The sequence below is a fragment of the Massilia soli genome (genome assembly GCF_016809835.1).
GTDB classification, from domain to species: domain Bacteria; phylum Pseudomonadota; class Gammaproteobacteria; order Burkholderiales; family Burkholderiaceae_D; genus Telluria_A; species Telluria_A soli.
Map to the genome: position 1 here is coordinate 310,855 of NZ_JAFBIL020000002.1, position 18,658 is coordinate 329,512.

The window sequence follows — 18,658 nt, forward strand, 5'->3', positions numbered from 1 at the left end:
GCTGGCGCATGATCCACAATGCGTCCCGCCAGCGTACCGTGCTCGCGCTGCTGCTGTCGGCGGCGCTGCTGGTGCTGCTCGGGTCCAGCATGGTCGGCTCGGTCAGCATTCCGCTGGCCGGGCTGCCCGCGGCACTGGGCGGGCTGGTGGGAAGCGGGGAGGGCGGCATGGCAGCCACGCTGCTTGACCTGCGCCTCGGGCGCGCTTGCGCCGCCTTCGTCACCGGGGCCGCGCTGGCGCTGGCCGGCGTGATGATGCAGGCGCTGCTGCGCAATCCGCTGGCTGACCCGTACGTACTCGGTATCTCGAGCGGCGCGGCGGTCGGCGCGCTGGCGGCGCTGCTGGGCGGGGCCGCGTTGTGGGTGGTCGACCTTGGCGCCCTGGGCGGCGCGGTCGCGGTATCGGCCGTGCTGTACCTGCTGGCGCGGCGCGACCTTGGCGGCGGCGCCTTGCGCGATGCGCCGGCCGACCCGAATACCTTGCTGCTCACCGGGGTGATCCTCGGCGCCGCCTGCATGGCGCTGGTTACCCTGATGCTGTCCATCGCACCGGAATCGCGCCTGCGCGGCATGGTGTTCTGGATGGTGGGCGACTTGTCCGGCGCCGGGTGGCGCGTGCTGCCCTGGCTGATCCTGGCAGGCGCCTTGCTGTTCGCGCTGCGTATCGCGCGCCAGCTGAATGTAATGGCGCTGCACGCCGATAGCGCCGCCACCCTCGGCGTCGATGTCGGCCGGCTGCGCCGTTCGCTGTTTATCTGTTCCGGCATATTGACCGCCAGCGCGGTGACGACGGCCGGCAGCATCGGCTTTGTCGGCCTGATCGTGCCGCATGCCTGCCGCCACGCTTTCGGCCCAGACCACCGGCTGCTGCTGCCCGCCGCCGCGATCACCGGCGGCGCCTTCCTGGTGCTGGCCGATACGCTGGCGCGCACCGTGCTGGCGCCGCAGCAGTTGCCGGTCGGCGTGCTGACATCGCTGATCGGCGTGCCGGTGTTCCTGTTCCAGCTCCATCAACTCAAGCTGCGCCGCCCATGATCGAAACCTCCTCCCTCACCCTGCGCGCGGGCGAACGCACCCTGGTCGACGCGCTGACCTGGCGCGCCTGGCCCGGCCAGCTGTGGTGCGTGATCGGCCGCAACGGCGCCGGCAAGAGCACCTTGCTGCGCACCCTGGCCGGCATCCGCGCGCCCGATGGCGGCAGCGTGTCGATCGGTGGCTGCCCGGTGCTCGGGCGCGACCCGGCCGAGCTGGCGCGCGAACGCTCGTTCCTGGCGCAGTCGCGCAGCGACGCGTTTGCCTACCGGGTCATCGAAACGGTGCTGATGGCGCGCCACCCTTACCACGCCGACCGTTATTGGGAAGGCAGCGACGACCACATGGCAGCCGAGCAGGCGCTCGCCGCGCTCGACGTGCTGCACCTGGCGCGGCGCGACGTGCGCACGCTCTCGGGCGGCGAACGCCAGCGCGTGGCCATCGCCGCGCTGCTGGCGCAGGATACGCCGCTGATGCTGCTCGACGAGCCTGCCAACGCGCTCGACCTGGCGCACCAGGTATCGGTGATGCGCTTGCTGTCGCGCGTGTGCCGCGAGCAGCGCAAAACCGTGATAATGATCGGGCATGACCTGAACCTGGCCCACAGCGCCGCCAGCGACGCGCTGCTGCTGATGGGCGACGGCAGCTGGCTGGCCGGCAGCGTCGGCGAGGTGATGCAGCCGCCTATCCTTGGCCGCTGCCTGGGCCACCCGATCGAGATGCTGCGCCATGGCGAACGCACGGTGTTCATCGCCGGCGACGCAACCACAACGTGACCACGATATGACCAAACCATTCCACTTCATTCTGCTCGCCCTCGCGGCGGTCATCCCTGTGGCGCATGCCGCCGTCAGCGTGGTCGACGACGCCGGCAACCGCATCACATTGCAGCAGCCGGCGCAGCGCATCATCTCGATGTCGCCGCATGTGACCGAGCTGCTGTTTGCGGCCGGCGGCGGCGAGCGCATCGTCGGCGCCATGAACTTCAGTAATTACCCGGATGCCGCCAAGCGCATTCCCCTGGTTGGCAGCAACAGCCAGATCGACATGGAGCGCGCGGTGGCGCTCAAGCCCGACCTGCTGATCGTCTGGCAGAGCGGTAACACCGCGCGCCAGCTGGAGCAACTGCGCAAGCTGGGCGTGCCGGTGTTCTTCAGCGAGCCGCGCAGGCTCGACGACGTGGCCACCAGCCTGACCCGGCTCGGCCAGCTGCTTGGCACCGACGCGGTGGCCCGCAAGGCCGCAGCCGACTACCGCGCGCAGATCGCCGCGCTGGCTGCGCGCCACAGCAAGCGCCCGACGGTGCGGGTGTTCTATCAGATCTGGGACAAGCCGGTCTACACGCTCAGCGGCGACCACATGGTCAGCGACGCCATCCGCCTGTGCGGCGGCGAGAACATCTTCGCGGGCCTGAAGGTCAAGGCGCCGTCGGTCAGCATCGAGGCGGTGATGCAGGCAAACCCGGAAGCCATCGTCGGCGATGAGCCGCATGGCCCGGACGACGCCGGGATCACGATCTGGAAGCCGTTCAGCACCATGACGGCAGTCGGGCGCGGCAACCTGTTCACCCTCGACAGCGAGCTGCTGACGCGCTCCGGTCCGCGCCTGCCGCAGGGGGTGGCTCAGCTGTGCGAGCGTCTTGAAACGGCACGCAAGCGGCGGCCTTCGAAGGGGATGTAACGACAGCATTACGCCGCGTTACAGAGGTAAGCAAATGCAAAAAGCGACCTGGATCACGACTTCAAGCGCGAAAAAGTGGTAACCTCCGTTTCGTTGCTTAACCACACTACGAAGGATAATTATGCGTTCCCTGCGTTTTGCCCTTGCCGCCGCGAGTCTCATCGCCAGCACGGCCTTTGCCTCGCCAACCGCGCCAACCAGCGGCGTTGAATACGTCACCTTGGCCCAGCCGCAGCCTGCGCAAGTCGTTGGCAAGAAAGTGGAAGTCATTGAATTCTTCATGTATCACTGCCCGGCCTGTAACGCACTCGAGCCATCGCTGGCCGCGTGGGTGAAAAAGCAGGGCGACAACATCAACTTCAAGCGTGTGCACATGCCGATGCAGGGCGCCAACGACCCGGAGGCGCATCTGTACCTGACGCTCGAGGCGATGGGCAAGCTCGAAGAGATGCACCCGAAGGTGTTCCGCGCCTTCCACGTCGAGCGCCAGCGCCTGAACCGTGACGACGCGATCATCGAATGGGTCGCCAAGAATGGCGTCGACAAGGCCAAGTTCCTCGAATACTGGAACTCGTTCGGCGTGCTGTCGAAACTCAAGCGTACCCAGCAGGTACTGGCTGCCTACAAGGTCGACTCGGTGCCGACGCTGATCGTCGACGGCCGCTACATGACATCGCCATCGGTGGTCGGCGCGGCAGTCAAGGGCTCGACCAACGCCAACATCGCCCAGTCGACGCTGCAGGTGATGGACGCGCTGGTGGCCAAGGTACAGAAGGACAAAGGACTGGCGCCAGCGGCGAAGAAGTAAGCCGTTTTCAGGCCAGTCAAGACCCCGCTGCGGCGGGGTTTTTTTTGGCCTGCCGCAAGCGTACTGGAATAACTTGCTGCGATTGTTTAAAATGAAGCGTCTGGCGCCCCTTGGCGGCACATGAAAAGGCGACCGAAATGAGCAAAGCAGAAGAGAAATTACTGAAGATTTACGACGGCTCGCGGCCGGATGAGCAAGGCCTGTTCGAGATCCCCTACATCAACCAGGTGGCCTGGACGCTGGTGGTGGTGCTGCTCGGTGTCGTGATCTGGCTGTCGATCGCCCTGATCAACGCCGAGAACCAGCGCAACGCGCTGATGACCCAGCAGTGTGCCGATCCTGTCTTCAAGGGCGAAGTCGACCGCAAGTGCCTGGAACTGGTGTCCTCGCGCGAGCACTGGTGGCAGCACCTGTGGTACGGGGTGAGGCACCTGAGCCCGGAAGAGGTCAAGTAAATACAACTCCGCTGCGGCGGAGTTTTTATTTGGCGCCTGGAATCGCGGCATTGAGACTTGGAATGCAAGACTTAACGTGGCCCAGCCTTCGCAGGGGCGACGTTGGCCTGCACTGCCGGTTTCGTTGTGGCCGTGGCTTCTAAAACGACGCTTGGCTGCCCAGCGATAGGACGGTTCAGCGCGCCGCTGGCAGCGTGATGACAAAGCGCGCGCCGCCCAGCGGCGAGCCGGCCACGGCGATGGCGCCGCCATGCAAGGCCAGCGCCTTCAGGGCGATCGACAGGCCCAGTCCGAAGCCGCCGGTGGCGCGGTCGCGGCTGCGGTCGAGCCGGTAGAACGGTTCGAAGATCTTGTCGCGCTCGTCGACCGGAATGCCGGGGCCGTCGTCGTCGATCATGATCTCGATGGCGCCGTCGCCCAGTCGGCGCGCGCTCAGCTCGACCCGGCCCTGCGCGTATTTCTGGGCGTTGCGCATCACGTTGCAGATCGCCCGCGCCAGCAGGCGGCGGTCGCCGGTCACCTCGCCCAGGCCGTCGAGGGGGCCGAACACGGGTGCGGGGCCGCCAGGGTCGAGCGAATCGCGGCAGCCGGCCAACGCCTGCGCCAGGTCGAACCGTTCCAGCTGCAGCGCCTGCGGGCTGTCGAGCCTAGTCATGCTGAGCAGCTCGCCGACCAGCGTGTTGAGCTCCTGCAGGTCGCCTTCCATCGCCGCGATGCGCCCGCCCAGCGCAGGGCCGGCGGCGCCGCGCAGCAGCTCGAGCGCAAATTCCAGCCGGGCGATCGGCGTGCGCAGCTCGTGCGACACCGAGTGCACCAGGTTGCGCTGGGCGTCCAGCAAGCCCTCGATGCGCGAAGCCATGTGGTCGATCCGTTCGGCCAGCGGATAGATGCTGGCGCTGGGCTGCATGCGCGCGCGCGCCGACAGGTCGCCGGCGCCGAAATCATCCGCCACTTTCGACAGCGCCTGCAAGCCGTTCCAATGGGAGCGCGACCACATCAAGATCGGGATCAGCAGTGCGAGCGCGACGATCACGTAGCGCACCGCCTCCATCTCGAGCGCCAGCCCGACGTCGATCGGCAGGTCCTGCGCATGGATCACGTCTTCTTCACTGCCGATGTAGTGGTGGCCGGTCAGGTCGACCCGCCGGAAGAACGCCTTGCTGCCGGCATCGAGCACCACCTCGCCGCGCTCCAGCGCATCGAGCTGGGTGCGGCCGAGCAGCGCGCGCGCCTGCGGCAGGGGTATCAGGTCGAGTTTGACGCCGGACACCTCGCGCACCTTGTTCAGGCGCTCGAGCCATTCATCGGTGGGGGCCTTGTCGACGTACTGTTCAATCAGGAAAATCTGGGCGGCGGCCTGGCGGCGCGCGATGTCGTCGAGCGGATCGCCGAACAGCCGGCTCATCGCGAAGTAGATGACGAAGGTGGCGGCGGTGATGGACAGCATCACCAGCAGGAAAAAACGGAAGAAAATGCGGTTCACAGGCGCGCGCCTTTGCCTTGCCTGCTATCTCTGGCGATTAACAAACTTGCCGAAAACATAGTTTTTCTCCCTGACGCGCATTGTATAAGAGCAGCGGCTTCCGTGGGGAATTACAAATTCCAGACAATTGCCTGACATGTGCAGGGTGAATGGAAACCCGGCCGTCCTTAAGATAGACGTATGGATTTTTCCGTTTGCCCACTGATACGACAAGTGTCGTGGGCTTTTTTTATTCTTGTTCAGTCGGGGCGCCACCAGCGCTGACCGGTTCAAGGGGAGTGTTGCTACCATGAGATTTCTGGATCGCCTGATTGGCATGATGTCGCTGGCCGGCCTCATGTTGCTGTCGAGCTGCGGAGGCGGGGTGGACGCCGCCGTCCAGGCCGACCGCCAGGCCAGTCCGGGAACCGTGGTCGGGCAGCCACCCCCTTCGGCCAGCCAAGCCCCGGTTGAATTGCGTGTGACCACGGTTGCCGAGGACGCGTTTTCCGGCGTCCGCGAAGCGAAAAACGTGGTCGTGCGCGACGCCGACGCGCTGGCCGCCCTGTGGGCCGAGCACAGCAATGGCCGCAGCCCAGCGCCTTTGATGCCATCGGTTAATTTCAGCGCCCAGATGGTGGTGGCCGTGTTTGCCGGCCATTCTGGCAGCGGTTGCCGCCAGATACGTATCGACAAGATCAGCCTTGACGCAGGCAAGCTGGTCGTCAGCTATGAAGAGCGCGACCTGCAGACCTTCGCGATCTGCACCCAGGCGGTCAGCTCGCCGATGGTTGCCGTGACTGTCGCGCGCACCGATGCGGCGGTTCAATTCGTCGACCTCAAGCCGGTCCAGCTGGCGTTTCGCGAGCTCGACCGGAGCAGCCGCTCGCTGGTGGCCCAGCCGAAGAACGTCGTGGTGCGCGATGCCGCCGCGCTGGCCGCCCTCTGGGCAGAGCATGGCGGCCCGGCGCCGTTGCCGCAGGTCGACTTCCAGCGCCACATGGTGATCGGCGTGTTCGCCGGCAGCCAGCCGAACGGCTGCCATTCCACCGCGATCGACGCTATCGCGCGCGCACAGGGCAAGGTGACGGTCGCCCGCACCGACACCGTACCCGGTCCCGGCGTCATGTGCACGCTGGCGATCGTCCACCCGGCGCACATCGTGATGGTCGAGCGCTCCGACGCTCCTGTCGAGTTTACGTCACAGGTAAAGGCCATCCAGTAATGGAATTGTTGGGTTGCCGCGTGGTACACCGTAAAATACGGCACCCGAACTCGACACAATGACAATGGAAAAGCTTTTCGCCCTCGCCCTGGCCGGCGCCTGCAGTGCAGCTGCTGCCCAGACGCCCGCCAGCAACCCGATGCCCGACGGCAGCCACGACATGTATGTCGGGCTGGGCGTCGTCACGGCGCCGGTGTACGAAGGCTCGGGCCAGCGCCGCGTGCGCGCGCTGCCGGTCTTGCAGGCTGCCTTCAGCAATGGCGTGTTCATTTCCGGGCTCAGCGCGGGCATCCACTTGTCGAACCAGCCATCGGTCGAATTCGGGCCGTTGCTGGCGATTCACCCGCGGCGCAGCGAATCGGGGCTGTCCGGCGAGGTTGGCATGGTGGTCAGCGGCTCGGACCAGACCCTGGCGCCGCCGGGCGAGTACAACCCGCTGAAGTCGCAGGTCGGCGACCGCAGCCCGCTGCGCGGCATGGAAGTGCAGCGTGCGCGCCTGCAGGCTGGCGGGTTCTTTAATTACTACCTGACGCCGCAGCTGCGCCTGACCAACAGCCTGCTGGTCGGTTCCGGCAACGAAGGCGAGGGCGCGCTGTTGCGCATCGGTGTGCAGCACGTCAGCCGCCACCTCGCGCCCAACCATTTCGTGTCGCTCGGGGTCGGCATGACGCTGGCCAACCGCAAGCACAACCAGGCCTACTTTGGCGTGACCGAGGTCGAGTCGCTGCGCGGGTTGAATCCCGAGTACGCGGCCCATGGCGGCCTCAAGGACGTGCATGTGAATGCGCGCTGGAACTGGTCGTTCAGCCCGTCCTGGCTGGTGACGACCGGTATCCAGGCAAGCCGCCTGCGCGGCAGTGCCGCCGACAGCCCGCTCACCGAGCGGCCCACCAACCTGACCGTGTCGACGGCACTGGCTTACCGATTCTGACCATGCGCCCATCCCGCCACCTTCCGGCTCTTGTTGCCCTGCTGCTTGCGGCAGGCAGCGGTGCGGCCTTGGCCGCGGCGCCGGAATGGGTCAGCTATCGCGACGCCTACCGCGCGATGGTGCTGTTCGAAAAGTATGGCAAGCCGAAGAACTACCTCCAGAACCACTACCAGGTGATGGCGCGCGACAAGGGCGTCAGCCTCGAGGGCGTGCAGCTCAGCCTGCAGGGCAAGACCATGCAGGTCAACCTGCCGCTCGACGCGACCGGCCGCACCGTGTTCCCGTTCCTGAAGGCTGCGTACGACGAGAACGCCGCGCTGGTACTGAACCGCAAGGTCGCCAGCTACGTGTTCCGTCCGCGCATCTCGATTGTCGTCCAAGCCGATGGCCTGTATGAAACAGCCGAACTGCGCGCCGCCTGCGAACAGGCGCTCGCGTGGCAGCGCCACATCGACGCCAGCGCGGGCGCCAAGAAATGCGTGGGCGTGCGCTTCGCCTTTACCGGCGCGGCGGGCGAACCGGAAGTCCGGCTGAGGAGGGGGGCTGCGGGGGAAACGGTGATTCCGGCGGTAACCGGCGCCGCGTTCAGCGACGACCCGAACGCGGCCTTCCGCGTGGTTAGCTACCGCTTCGCCGACAGTGCGGCGCCAGGGCAAATCGTGATGACCGACGCGCCGCTGTCGATTGCGGCGCTGATCGAATAAGCGCCGGGCTCAGGCCCAGGCCGATGGCGAGAACAGGTAACCCTCGCCCCACACCGTCTTGATTTTCTCCGACTCGGCGTCGTCGAACTTGCGGCGCAGCTTGGAGATGCAGTTATCGATGCTGCGGTCCAGGCCATCGAACTCGATCCCGCGCATCTTCTTGAGCAAGGCATCGCGCGACAGCACGGTGCCGGCCGACTCGGCCAATACCAGCAGCAGCTTGTACTCCGTATTGCTCAGCACGCAAGGCTGGCCACGCCAGGTCACGCTGCGGTCGCTGGTCGAAATCGACAGCGCGCCGAAGCTCAGCATGCCGGTATCGGGCGCGCTGCGGTTCTGGGTCCGGCGCATCAAGGCGCGCAAGCGTGCCAGCAGCACGCGCGGCTGCACTGGCTTGTTGACGAAATCGTCGGCACCCTGTTCCAGGCCGGACACCTCATCATACGAATCTTCGCGCGCCGTCAGGATCAGGATCGGCACATCGCCCAGCTCGCGCAACTGGCGGCACACCACCATGCCATCGAGGCCGGGCAGCATCAGGTCAAGCACCACCACATCGGGCGACAGCTCGCGAAAGCGCTGCAGCGCCTCGTCACCCCGCGTGACCACATCGACCGAAAATTCGTAGGCCGTCAGGTACTCCGTCACCAACTGCGCCAGGCGCGCATCGTCTTCCACCAGCAGTAATTTGTGCATCGCAATCTCCTAACCGGCCATTGTATAAGAGCAAATCGCAAAAAGGACGAATGCGGGGACAAGACGACAAATGGATACATTTGAATGACAAAGCGCACCGCGAAAACATTCCAAAATCGGGGACAACATTCCAAAATCGGGGACAGACCACCATTTTGGAAGATTCCAAAATGGTGGTCTGTCCCCGATTTTGGAATGTTGGCGAAAAAAAATCCGCCGTAGCGGATTTTTTTGGGCGCGGCTTGAATTAAGCGGCGTTTTGGGCGACGAAGTCCCAGTTGACCAGGCCCCAGAACGATTCTACGTACTTGGCGCGCAGGTTGCGGTAGTCGATGTAGTAGGCGTGCTCCCAGACGTCGCAGGTCAGCAGCGGGGTGTCGCCTGTGGTCAATGGGGTGCCGGCGTTCGAGGTGTTGACGATGTCAACCGAACCGTCCGCTTTCTTGACCAGCCAGGTCCAGCCGGAACCGAAGTTGCCGAGGCATGACTTGGTGAACTCTTCCTTGAACTTGTCGAACGAACCCCACTTGGCGTTGATCGCGTCCGCCACCACGCCAGTTGCCTGGCCGCCGCCGGCCGGCTTCATGCCGTTCCAGTAGAAGGTGTGGTTCCATACCTGGGCTGCGTTGTTGAACACGCCGCCGCTCGATTTCTTGATGATCTCTTCCAGCGTCATGGTCTCGAACTCGGTGCCCTTGATCAGGTTGTTCAGGTTCGTGACATAGGTCTGGTGGTGCTTGCCGTAGTGGTACTCGAGCGTTTCTTTGGAGATGTGCGGTGCGAGGGCGTCCATCGCGTATGGCAGTGCCGGCAGAGTGTGTTCCATGTTGTTGTCCTTTTATTGATTGGAAATGCGTTATTTCTTCAGAAACGACGCTTATTGTAATTCGTCTCGGGATTCAGTGCACATTGCTGCGCGCCGGAAAATACGACGGCCTATTCCAGCGCTTTCTGGACACTCGCCACGCCAACCTCGGCCGTGCCTTCGGCCAGCCGCACCGTCAGCGCCGCGCGCGCGTGAATCTGGTCCGGCGAGCGCAGCACCTTGCCGCGGCTGTCGCTGACAATCGCATAGCCGCGCTCCAGCGTGCGCTGCGGGTTGAGCAGTTCAAGCTGGGCCGCCAGCGCGCCGAGCGCGTCGCGCCGCTGGCCCAGCTGGCTGGCAATGCTGGCCGCGCAGTGGCGCTGCTGCGATGCCAGCTCTGCGCGCAGCGCGCGCACGTCCGGACGATGGCGCGCCCAGCGCGCGCGCAGCTGCGCCAGCGCCATGCCGTGGCGGTTGACCGGCGCGCGCACGGCGTGGGTGAGGGCGGTCGACAGCGCGACCACCTTCAGGCGCTGGTGCCCGATCTGGGCCGATGGGCTGAGCAGGCGCCGCGTGTAGTTGTCGAGATTGAGGTTGGCTTCGGACAGCATGCGCCGCATCGCGCGCCGCAGGTCGGTGGCGTCGCCCGATAACGACGCCATCCAGTCCGCGCGCGGCGTCGCCGCCAGTTCGGCCGCCGCCGTCGGCGTGGCGGCGCGCAGGTCGGCGGCAAAGTCGGCGATCGTGAAATCGGTCTCGTGGCCGACGCCGGCAATCACCGGCATGCTGCAGCCGGCGATCGCCCGCGCCACGACTTCTTCGTTGAAGCTCCACAGGTCTTCGATCGAGCCGCCGCCGCGCACCACCAGCAGCACGTCGACTTCGGCGCGGTGCGATGCGGTCGCAATCGCGTCGGCGAGCTTCTGCGCGGCCAGCTGGCCCTGCACCGGCGCCGGGTAGAGCACGATGCGCAGGTGCGGCGCACGCCGCTGCAGCGCCGTCAGCACGTCGCGCAGCGCAGCCGCCTGCGGGCTGGTGACGATGCCGACCGAGCGGGTAAACATCGGCAACGCGCGCTTGCGGTCCTGGTCGAACAGGCCCTGCGCGGTGAGCTTGTCCTTCAGCCGCAGGAAGGCTTCGTACAGCGCGCCGACGCCGGCGCGGCGGATCGCTTCGACATTGATCTGGTAGTCGCCGCGCGCGCCATACAAGGTCACCAGCGCGCGCACTTCGACCTTGTCGCCTTCGCGCGGAATGAAGCCGGCAAACTGCGCGCGGCCGCGGAACATCACCGCGCGCACCTGGGCCGCGTCGTCCTTGAGGGTGAAGTACCAGTGCCCGGAGCTGGCGCGCGTGAAGTTGGAGATTTCGCCGCCAATCCAGGTGAGCGGAAAGCTGCGCTCGAGCAGGCGCGCCACCTGGGCATTGAGCGCGGTGACGGTCAGGACCGGCGGGGCGGCAAATTCAGGGGCGTCGTCGGAAATGGTATGCATGGTGAGACGGGGCGCGTGCGGCTTTTTGTCGCAAAGCCGCCATGGTATCAAGTTATCTGCATAAGTGATTGATTTTCAAAGAAGTTAACGGCTGCCTCAATTTGCCGCAGGACGCAAAAACCTTTATGGATCAAGGACTTTGCCTAGCTCAGTCGGATTTACGCACAAAGTTATCCACAATTTGTGTGGGGAAGTTTTGCCGTTGCGAGAGCGCGGCGCGTGATGAAAAATTGAGCTTTGGAAACAAACTCTTTATGAATCAAGGACTTAGTTGTTTGTCAATCCAATTGCGCACAGTGTTGTCCACAGAAGGTGTGCAGAAAGCGCTTGAACGGCCGTCGGCCGCAGCAGCTTATCCACTGCCATATTTTTAAGCGATACCATTTTATCGTTAATAATCAGGTGCTTGCAGAGTGTTGGGCGGCTTGCGCACAGTGTTCTCCACAGAAGCTGTGCAGAACGGCGGTCGGTCCGCTTGTCCCGGTCGCCAGTTGCGTTGGATCCGTTCGCCCAGGCCCAAAAACCAGCCAAAAACCCATCCATCACCCCGCTTGCATACTATTTATGCAAGGAAAGAAAAGTGTTTCAAATCAAGGGGATTGCATCAAAGAAATCAGCTTGCTCACAATCTTATCCACAGTAAGTGTGAAGAAGCCGGCCGGCGCCGGGATCACGCGGTGTGCGGTGCGCTGATGAAATTTTAGGCGAGAGGAAATTGTCTCGCTGAATCAATGACTTGCACTTCGATCAGGGGTGTTGCGCACAATTTTATCCACAGTTAATGTGTGAAATTAACCGAAACCCGGGCCGGGCGAATCTGCCCGTATTTTAGGCTATGCAATTTCTTCCTTTGAAATCAATCGCTTAGGGCCATGCCCGCCCGATTGCGCACAATTTTATCCACAGATTCTGTTCGCAACTTGTGTACAACCGCAGGTCTGCAACGCCGACCTCGCCGCGCGGGCTGCGAGGGGACACGTCGTCCAATCCTGCCTTGATTTTGATCAATGCAAAAAAACGTTGTGGAATCAACGGCTTAGGTATATGCATGCGTGCTTGCACACAATCTTATCCACACATCCTGTGCAGAACCCTACTTGCCGTCTAGCTGGCAACACGTTACATTGCCGGGGTTGTCTCACCCCCGGCTGTTCCATTTACTCAGGAGTTTGTTTTGCTCGCCATTATTCAAGCTGCAGGCTGGCCTATCTGGCCGTTGCTGATCGCCTCCGTCATCGCACTGGCGCTGATTATCGAACGCCTCATCTACCTGCGCCGCGCCAGGATCCTGCCTCCCCAGCTGCTCGACGAGGTCGTCCGGGTCTACCATAATGGCAAGATCACCAAGGAAGTGATCGACAAGCTGGAACAGAATTCGCCGCTCGGCACGGTGCTGGCCGCCGCCCTGCGCAACGCTAACGCGCCGCGCGAGGTGATGAAGGAATCGATCGAGGAGGCCGGGCGCGGCGTCGCCCACGTGCTCGAGCGCTTCCTCACCACCCTCGGCACCATCGCCTCGCTGGCGCCGTTGATGGGATTGTTCGGCACCGTGGTCGGCATGATCGAGATCTTCGGCGCGCAGAACGCCACCGGCACCAACCCGGCCCAGCTGGCCCACGGTATTTCAGTCGCCCTGTACAACACCGGCTTCGGCCTGGCCATCGCGATGCCGTCGATGATCTTCTATCGCCACTTCCGCGCGCTCGTCGACAGCTTCGTCATCGACATGGAGCAGCAGTCGGTCAAACTGGTCGACATCATGCACGGCGCCCGCAAATGATGAACTTTCGCCGCGGCCAGCGCCGCGAAGACCCCGAGATCAACCTGATCGCGTTTATCGACGTGCTGCTGGTCGTGCTGATCTTCCTGATGGTGACGACTACCTACAGCAAGTTCACCGAACTGCAGATCACGCTGCCGACGGCCGACGCCGAGAAGGCGCTCGACAGGCCGTTCGAGATCAACGTGACCGTCGACGCCAAGGGCAACTACACCGTCAACAACGTGCCGGTGTCCTTCCACAGCGTGGCTGGGCTGGCCGAAGAATTGAAGAACGCCGCCCGCACCGGCCCTGACGGCCAGCCGATGGCCACCCCGGCCGCCAGCCCGGTCGTCATCGTCAACGCCGACCAGTTCGCCATGCACCAGATGGTGATCAACGTGCTGGAAGCTTCGCGCATCGCCGGCTACGACAAGCTGACCTTCGCCGCGCAGACCGGCACCAAGAAGTAGCAGCGCGGGCGAAGCCGCTTCGCCCCGCCTATCGCATGCCGCACAATCAACCTTCTCTCGAATCGACCTTGTCGCGCGCCTGGCTGCGGCGCGGGCCGCTGGCCTGCGCGCTGCTGCCGCTGTCGCTGCTGTTCCGCGCGCTGGCGGCGCTGCGCGTGCGCCTGTTCAAGGCGGGCGTGCTGGCGTCGACGCGCTTGCCGGTGCCGGTGGTCGTGGTCGGGAATATCTTCATCGGCGGCACCGGCAAGACCCCGCTGACGATCTGGCTGGCCGAGTCGCTGCGCGCGGCCGGCTTCACCCCGGGGATCATCTCGCGCGGCCACGGCGGCGAAGCCGGTGCCGCGCGTGCGGTCGACGCAACCTCGCGCGCCCAGGACGTCGGCGACGAACCGCTGCTGATGGCGCGCCGCACCGGCTGCCCGGTGGTGGTCGGACGCAAGCGCGCCGCGGCAGGGCAGGCGCTGCTGGCCGCGCATCCTGAAGTGGACATCCTGATCGCCGACGACGGCCTCCAGCACTACGCCTTGCAGCGCGATGTCGAGGTGCTGCTGTTCGACGCCCGCGGCGTCGGCAATGGCTGGCTGCTGCCGGCCGGTCCCCTGCGCGAGGCGCCGTCGCGGCGCCGCGATGTCACGGTGGTCAATGCGCCGCACATCACGCCGCAGCTGGCGCAGGCGGTCGGCGGCTCGCCGTTCCAGATGCGCCTGGCCGGCGACTACGCCGAGCCGCTCGCTGGCGGCGCGCGCGTGGCGCTGTCGTCCCTGGCCGGCAAGCGCCTTGCGGCCGCCGCCGGCATTGGCAACCCGAAGCGCTTCTTCGACATGCTGCGCGCTGCCGGCCTGGCGTTTTCCGAGCTGCCGCTGCCCGACCATCACGACTTCCTCGACGACCCGTTTGCCGCCGTCGACGCCGACATCATCCTGATCACCGAGAAGGATGCAGTAAAATGTGGGCAACTTGAAAACCTGATCAACGATCCACGCCTGTGGGTCGTCCCGGTGACGGCGCAGCTTGACCGCGCGCTGGCCGAACAAATTGTGGAGAAATGTCGTGGATGCTCGCCTGCTTGATATCCTGGTCTGCCCGCTGTGCAAAGGCCCCCTCGAATACGATAAGAAAGCGCAGGAACTGATCTGCCACGGCGACCGCCTGGCGTTCCCGGTGCGCGACGGTATCCCGATCATGTGGGCTGAAGAAGCGCGCAAGGTCGAGCCGAAGTAATGCGCTTCATCGTCATCATACCGGCGCGCCTCGCGTCGACCCGCCTGCCGAATAAACCGCTGGCCGACCTTGGCGGCAAGCCGATGGTCGTGCGCGTCGCCGAACGCGCGCAGCTATCGGGCGCCGCGCGCGTGATTGTCGCCACCGACCACCCCGACATCGCTGCCGCCTGCGCGTTGCACGGCGTCGAAGCGGTCATGACCCGCTCCGATCATCCGTCCGGCACCGACCGCATCGCCGAAGTGGCGCGCGCCATGGCGCTGGCGCCAGATGACGTGCTGGTCAACCTGCAGGGCGACGAACCGCTGATCGACCCGGAACTGCTGGCGGCATGCGCGGCGCTTATCTCGCCTGAGGTGCCGATGGCCACCTGCGCCCATCCGCTCGACGACGCCGCCGACTGCTTCAACCCGAACGTCGTCAAGGTGGTGCTCGACAAGCATGGCCGCGCGCTGTACTTCTCGCGCGCCACCATCCCCTGGCACCGCGACGCCTTTGCGCAATCGACGGCCACGCTGCCGGCCGCGTATACGCCGCTGCGCCACATCGGCCTGTACGCCTACAGCAATGCCTTCCTGCAGGCTTATCCGGGCCTCGAAGCGTCGCCGCTGGAACAGGTCGAAGCGCTCGAGCAGCTGCGCGTGCTGTGGCATGGCTATCCGATCGCGGTCCACATCACCGACAGCGCGCCGGCCGCAGGCGTCGACACCCCGGAAGACCTCGCGCGCGTGCGCCAGCATTACCCCCAGTGACCGTTCATTTTCAGGTCCTGCGCAAGATCAAACAAAAAATAGCGGCGCATTTCCGATTGGCTTAATCAATGACTTTTGTGGTAAGTTTCGTACCAAGGTAGTCAGATATGCATCAATGTGGATTTGTTGCTAAAACTATAATCATATTTAAATCAGTCTAGGAATTTTCATGCGTCTCATTTTGTTAGGAGCACCAGGTGCCGGCAAGGGCACTCAAGCTAACTTCATCAAGGAAAAGTACAACATCCCGCAAATCTCGACCGGCGACATGCTGCGCGCGGCGATCAAGGCCGGGACCGAACTTGGCCTGGCTGCGAAGAAGGTGATGGACACCGGCGGTCTGGTGTCGGACGACATCATGATTGGTTTGGTGAAAGACCGACTGAAAGAGAATGACACGCAGAACGGTTACCTGTTCGACGGTTTCCCGCGCACCATCGCGCAGGCCGACGCCATGAAGGAAGCCGGCATCGATGTCGATTTCGTGCTCGAATTCGACGTGCCTGACGAACTGATCGTCGAGCGCATGAGCGGGCGCCGCTCGCACCCGGCCTCGGGCCGCGTGTACCACACCAAATTCAATCCGCCAAAAGTGGACAATGTCGACGACATCACCGGCGAACCGCTGGTCCAGCGCGACGACGACCTCGAAGAGACCGTCAAGAAACGTCTCGCCGTCTATCACAACCAGACCGAAGTCCTGCTCGGCTACTACAACCAGTGGGCGCAGTCGGGCCTGCCTGGCGCCCCGCAATACCGCAAGATTTCCGGTGTTGGCCCAGTCGACGAAGTGCGCGACCGCGCGTTCGCGGCACTGTCGAAATAATCAAGAACAGCGGACCGCGGTCCGCTTTTTTCATGCTCGCTGAATAAAGCCTGCGCGCGGAGTAGTCGTCGCGCGGGTAGTCCGGTTTTTTTGGTTTCAAAGTTTTGCAGTACGCAGTTGTTGGACTGGTAAGCGGTCTTTCGGATGTGTTTTTGTGTTACTTGATTAGAAAAACAAGGGGACTTTTATGGCAGCGAGCTTTCTCGTATTTGCGGTAGCGTGTGGACTCATCGCGGTAATCTACGGCCTATGGACGCGTAGCTGGATTCTCAAGCAAGACCCTGGCAACGCCAGGATGCAAGAGATCGCACAGGCGATCCAGGAGGGGGCTGCCGCCTACCTTGGACGCCAGTACCGCACCATCGGCATGGTCGGCGTGGTGCTGCTGGTGGGGATCTGGCTGCTGCTTGGCGCCCAGACCGCGGTTGGCTTCCTGATCGGCGCCGTGCTGTCGGGCGCCTGCGGCTTCATCGGCATGAACGTGTCGGTGCGCGCCAACGTCCGCACCGCGCAAGCGGCTACCAAAGGCATGAACGAGGCGCTCGACGTCGCCTTCAAAGGCGGCGCCATCACCGGCATGCTGGTGGTCGGCCTGGGCCTGCTCGGGGTCACGCTGTTCTACTGGTATCTCACGATATACGGCAACCTCGACGCCACCCCGCACGACATCATCGAGCCGCTGATCGGGCTGGCGTTCGGCGCCTCCCTGATCTCGATCTTCGCCCGTCTCGGCGGCGGCATCTTCACCAAGGGCGCCGACGTCGGCGCCGACCTGGTAGGCAAAGTCGAAGCCGGCATCCCGGAAGACGACCCGCGCAACCCGGCCGTCATCGCCGACAACGTCGGCGACAACGTCGGCGACTGCGCCGGCATGGCCGCCGACCTGTTCGAAACCTATGTCGTCACCCTGATCGCCACCATGCTGCTTGGCGCGCTGGTGTTCGTCGACGCCGAAGCGGTGCGGGCGATGGTCTACCCGCTGCTGCTTGGCGCGGTCTCGATCATCGGCTCGATCGTGGGCTGCTCGATGGTCAAGGCCAAGCCGGGCAAGAAGATCATGTCGGCGCTGTACACCGGCTTGTGGTGGGCGGCGATCCTGTCGCTGATCGGCTTCGGCGTCGTCACCTGGATGGTCTGGAGCGGCGACGCCATGCGCATGACGATGATCGGCTGCACCGTCGTCGGCATCGTGCTCACCGGCCTGATGGTCTACATCACCGAGTACTACACCGGCACCGAATTCAAACCGGTGCGCCACATCGCCGAAGCCTCGACCACCGGCCACGGCACCAACATCATCGCCGGCCTTGGCGTGTCGATGAAGTCGACCGCCTATCCGGTGCTGGCGGTATGCGTCGCGATCCTGGCCTCGTACCAGATGGGCGGCTTGTACGGCATTGCGATCGCAGCGACGGCCATGCTGTCAATGGCCGGCATCATCGTTGCCCTCGACGCGTACGGCCCGATCACCGACAACGCGGGCGGCATCGCTGAAATGTCGGGCCTGCCCGATTCGGTGCGCGCCATCACCGACCCGCTCGACGCGGTCGGCAACACCACCAAGGCGGTCACCAAAGGGTATGCGATCGGTTCGGCCGGCCTGGCGGCACTGGTACTGTTCGCCGATTACACCCACGCGCTGAAGGACGTCGGCCAGGACATCGCGTTCGACCTGTCGGACCCGATGGTCATCGTCGGCCTCTTCATCGGCGGCCTGATTCCTTACCTGTTCGGGGCGATGGCGATGGAAGCGGTAGGGCGCGCCGCTGGCGCGGTGGTCATCGAAGTGCGCCGCCAGTTCCGCGACATCAAGGGCATCATGGACGGTACCGGCAAGCCCGAGTACGACAAGGCGGTGGACATGCTCACTGCCTCGGCCATCAAGGAAATGATCATCCCGTCGCTGCTGCCGGTGGTGGTGCCGATCTTGGTCGGCATGCTGCTTGGCTCCGCGGCGCTGGGCGGCCTGCTGATGGGCACCATCGTCACTGGCCTGTTCGTGGCGATCTCGATGACCACCGGCGGCGGCGCATGGGATAACGCGAAGAAGTACATCGAGGACGGCAACCACGGCGGCAAAGGCTCCGAGGCGCACAAGGCCGCGGTCACCGGCGACACCGTCGGCGACCCGTACAAGGACACCGCCGGCCCAGCCGTCAACCCGTTGATCAAGATTATCAACATCGTGGCGTTGCTGATGGTGCCGCTGCTGCCGGTCAAGGGCTGGATCGCCGTCACCGACCCTGCGGCGATGCACGCCCCGGCGCCGATCACGCCAACCACGATCGACACGCCGGTCGTGGCGCCTCCGCCGGCTCCTGTGCAGTAAGCGCGGCC

The 18,658-nt window shown here is 64.3% G+C and carries 19 protein-coding genes; 15 read left to right on the forward strand and 4 right to left on the reverse strand.

What is annotated here, in order from left to right:
* Positions 1-8 precede the first annotated feature (8 nt).
* The 5 genes from I4X03_RS05875 to I4X03_RS05895 all read left to right on the forward strand — a co-directional run bounded on the left by I4X03_RS05875 (position 9) and on the right by I4X03_RS05895 (position 3,974).
* Positions 9-1,034 carry a FecCD family ABC transporter permease gene (locus I4X03_RS05875; RefSeq protein WP_223467075.1) on the forward strand — a complete coding sequence of 342 codons (1,026 nt, stop codon included), beginning with the start codon at positions 9-11 and terminating at the stop codon, positions 1,032-1,034.
* A complete protein-coding gene (locus I4X03_RS05880) occupies positions 1,031-1,807 on the forward strand; it encodes an ABC transporter ATP-binding protein (RefSeq protein WP_223467076.1) in 777 nt (258 codons plus the stop codon). The genes I4X03_RS05875 and I4X03_RS05880 overlap by 4 nt, the downstream gene beginning before the upstream one ends.
* 7 nt (positions 1,808-1,814) lie before the next feature.
* Positions 1,815-2,711, forward strand: coding sequence for a cobalamin-binding protein (locus tag I4X03_RS05885; protein ID WP_223467077.1), 897 nt, complete (start codon positions 1,815-1,817; stop codon positions 2,709-2,711).
* Between the two features lie 121 nt (positions 2,712-2,832).
* Complete coding sequence (locus I4X03_RS05890) at positions 2,833-3,519, forward strand: thiol:disulfide interchange protein DsbA/DsbL (protein WP_223467078.1); 687 nt, start codon at positions 2,833-2,835, stop codon at positions 3,517-3,519.
* A 137-nt stretch (positions 3,520-3,656) separates the two neighbouring features.
* A complete protein-coding gene (locus I4X03_RS05895; protein WP_223467086.1) occupies positions 3,657-3,974 on the forward strand; it encodes a hypothetical protein in 318 nt (105 codons plus the stop codon).
* A gap of 175 nt (positions 3,975-4,149) precedes the next feature.
* On the opposite strand, the gene I4X03_RS05900 is transcribed toward I4X03_RS05895, so the two are convergent.
* Positions 4,150-5,457, reverse strand: coding sequence for an ATP-binding protein (locus I4X03_RS05900; RefSeq protein WP_223467087.1), 1,308 nt, complete (start codon positions 5,455-5,457; stop codon positions 4,150-4,152).
* Between the two features lie 289 nt (positions 5,458-5,746).
* Here I4X03_RS05900 and I4X03_RS05905 point away from each other — a divergent pair, with 289 nt between their 5' ends.
* The 3 genes from I4X03_RS05905 to I4X03_RS05915 all read left to right on the forward strand — a co-directional run bounded on the left by I4X03_RS05905 (position 5,747) and on the right by I4X03_RS05915 (position 8,296).
* Complete coding sequence (locus I4X03_RS05905) at positions 5,747-6,661, forward strand: protease complex subunit PrcB family protein (protein WP_223467088.1); 915 nt, start codon at positions 5,747-5,749, stop codon at positions 6,659-6,661.
* A 64-nt stretch (positions 6,662-6,725) separates the two neighbouring features.
* A complete protein-coding gene (locus I4X03_RS05910; protein ID WP_223467090.1) occupies positions 6,726-7,592 on the forward strand; it encodes a MipA/OmpV family protein in 867 nt (288 codons plus the stop codon).
* Positions 7,593-7,594: 2 nt separating this feature from the next.
* Positions 7,595-8,296, forward strand: a complete 702-nt coding sequence (locus I4X03_RS05915; RefSeq protein ID WP_223467092.1) for a hypothetical protein — start codon at positions 7,595-7,597, stop codon at positions 8,294-8,296.
* Between the two features lie 9 nt (positions 8,297-8,305).
* Here the strand turns inward: I4X03_RS05915 and I4X03_RS05920 are convergent, their stop codons facing one another.
* From I4X03_RS05920 to xseA, 3 genes are all read right to left on the reverse strand, one after another.
* On the reverse strand, positions 8,306-8,992 hold the full coding sequence (locus tag I4X03_RS05920) for a response regulator (protein WP_223467094.1): 687 nt from the start codon (positions 8,990-8,992) through the stop codon (positions 8,306-8,308).
* Positions 8,993-9,239: 247 nt separating this feature from the next.
* Complete coding sequence (locus I4X03_RS05925) at positions 9,240-9,818, reverse strand: superoxide dismutase (RefSeq protein ID WP_223467096.1); 579 nt, start codon at positions 9,816-9,818, stop codon at positions 9,240-9,242.
* Between the two features lie 110 nt (positions 9,819-9,928).
* A complete protein-coding gene (xseA, locus tag I4X03_RS05930; RefSeq protein ID WP_223467098.1) occupies positions 9,929-11,290 on the reverse strand; it encodes an exodeoxyribonuclease VII large subunit in 1,362 nt (453 codons plus the stop codon).
* A 1,174-nt stretch (positions 11,291-12,464) separates the two neighbouring features.
* On the opposite strand from xseA, the gene I4X03_RS05935 reads away from it, so the two are divergent.
* The 7 genes from I4X03_RS05935 (at position 12,465) to I4X03_RS05965 (ending at position 18,650) form a co-directional block, all read left to right on the forward strand.
* Positions 12,465-13,070 carry a MotA/TolQ/ExbB proton channel family protein gene (locus I4X03_RS05935; RefSeq protein ID WP_223467100.1) on the forward strand — a complete coding sequence of 202 codons (606 nt, stop codon included), beginning with the start codon at positions 12,465-12,467 and terminating at the stop codon, positions 13,068-13,070.
* Entirely contained in the window at positions 13,070-13,522 is a 453-nt protein-coding gene (locus I4X03_RS05940) for an ExbD/TolR family protein (protein ID WP_223467579.1), read from the forward strand. Before I4X03_RS05935 ends, I4X03_RS05940 begins: the two co-directional genes overlap by 1 nt.
* A gap of 35 nt (positions 13,523-13,557) precedes the next feature.
* Positions 13,558-14,592, forward strand: a complete 1,035-nt coding sequence (gene lpxK / locus I4X03_RS05945; RefSeq protein WP_223467101.1) for a tetraacyldisaccharide 4'-kinase — start codon at positions 13,558-13,560, stop codon at positions 14,590-14,592.
* The gene (locus tag I4X03_RS05950; RefSeq protein ID WP_223467102.1) at positions 14,573-14,743 is read left to right on the forward strand and encodes a Trm112 family protein; all 171 of its coding nucleotides are present in this window, start codon (positions 14,573-14,575) and stop codon (positions 14,741-14,743) included. Before lpxK ends, I4X03_RS05950 begins: the two co-directional genes overlap by 20 nt.
* Complete coding sequence (gene kdsB, locus I4X03_RS05955) at positions 14,743-15,495, forward strand: 3-deoxy-manno-octulosonate cytidylyltransferase (RefSeq protein ID WP_223467103.1); 753 nt, start codon at positions 14,743-14,745, stop codon at positions 15,493-15,495. The genes I4X03_RS05950 and kdsB overlap by 1 nt, the downstream gene beginning before the upstream one ends.
* 169 nt (positions 15,496-15,664) lie before the next feature.
* Complete coding sequence (adk, locus tag I4X03_RS05960; protein ID WP_223467104.1) at positions 15,665-16,321, forward strand: adenylate kinase; 657 nt, start codon at positions 15,665-15,667, stop codon at positions 16,319-16,321.
* 187 nt (positions 16,322-16,508) lie between these two features.
* Positions 16,509-18,650 carry a sodium-translocating pyrophosphatase gene (locus I4X03_RS05965; RefSeq protein ID WP_223467105.1) on the forward strand — a complete coding sequence of 714 codons (2,142 nt, stop codon included), beginning with the start codon at positions 16,509-16,511 and terminating at the stop codon, positions 18,648-18,650.
* Positions 18,651-18,658 lie beyond the last annotated feature (8 nt).

What these genes read in the sequence shown, in the direction of transcription:
- I4X03_RS05875 (WP_223467075.1), top strand. Translation starts at nt 9, where the DNA reads ATGATCCACAATGCGTCCCGCCAGCGTACCGTGCTCGCGCTGCTGCTG.
- I4X03_RS05940 (WP_223467579.1), top strand. Translation starts at nt 13,070, where the DNA reads ATGAACTTTCGCCGCGGCCAGCGCCGCGAAGACCCCGAGATCAACCTG.
- I4X03_RS05920 (WP_223467094.1), bottom strand. Translation starts at nt 8,992, where the DNA reads ATGCACAAATTACTGCTGGTGGAAGACGATGCGCGCCTGGCGCAGTTG.
- I4X03_RS05885 (WP_223467077.1), top strand. Translation starts at nt 1,815, where the DNA reads ATGACCAAACCATTCCACTTCATTCTGCTCGCCCTCGCGGCGGTCATC.
- I4X03_RS05895 (WP_223467086.1), top strand. Translation starts at nt 3,657, where the DNA reads ATGAGCAAAGCAGAAGAGAAATTACTGAAGATTTACGACGGCTCGCGG.
- xseA (WP_223467098.1), bottom strand. Translation starts at nt 11,290, where the DNA reads ATGCATACCATTTCCGACGACGCCCCTGAATTTGCCGCCCCGCCGGTC.
- I4X03_RS05915 (WP_223467092.1), top strand. Translation starts at nt 7,595, where the DNA reads ATGCGCCCATCCCGCCACCTTCCGGCTCTTGTTGCCCTGCTGCTTGCG.
- I4X03_RS05925 (WP_223467096.1), bottom strand. Translation starts at nt 9,818, where the DNA reads ATGGAACACACTCTGCCGGCACTGCCATACGCGATGGACGCCCTCGCA.
- adk (WP_223467104.1), top strand. Translation starts at nt 15,665, where the DNA reads ATGCGTCTCATTTTGTTAGGAGCACCAGGTGCCGGCAAGGGCACTCAA.
- kdsB (WP_223467103.1), top strand. Translation starts at nt 14,743, where the DNA reads ATGCGCTTCATCGTCATCATACCGGCGCGCCTCGCGTCGACCCGCCTG.
- I4X03_RS05880 (WP_223467076.1), top strand. Translation starts at nt 1,031, where the DNA reads ATGATCGAAACCTCCTCCCTCACCCTGCGCGCGGGCGAACGCACCCTG.
- I4X03_RS05910 (WP_223467090.1), top strand. Translation starts at nt 6,726, where the DNA reads ATGGAAAAGCTTTTCGCCCTCGCCCTGGCCGGCGCCTGCAGTGCAGCT.
- I4X03_RS05890 (WP_223467078.1), top strand. Translation starts at nt 2,833, where the DNA reads ATGCGTTCCCTGCGTTTTGCCCTTGCCGCCGCGAGTCTCATCGCCAGC.
- I4X03_RS05905 (WP_223467088.1), top strand. Translation starts at nt 5,747, where the DNA reads ATGAGATTTCTGGATCGCCTGATTGGCATGATGTCGCTGGCCGGCCTC.
- I4X03_RS05965 (WP_223467105.1), top strand. Translation starts at nt 16,509, where the DNA reads ATGGCAGCGAGCTTTCTCGTATTTGCGGTAGCGTGTGGACTCATCGCG.
- lpxK (WP_223467101.1), top strand. Translation starts at nt 13,558, where the DNA reads ATGCCGCACAATCAACCTTCTCTCGAATCGACCTTGTCGCGCGCCTGG.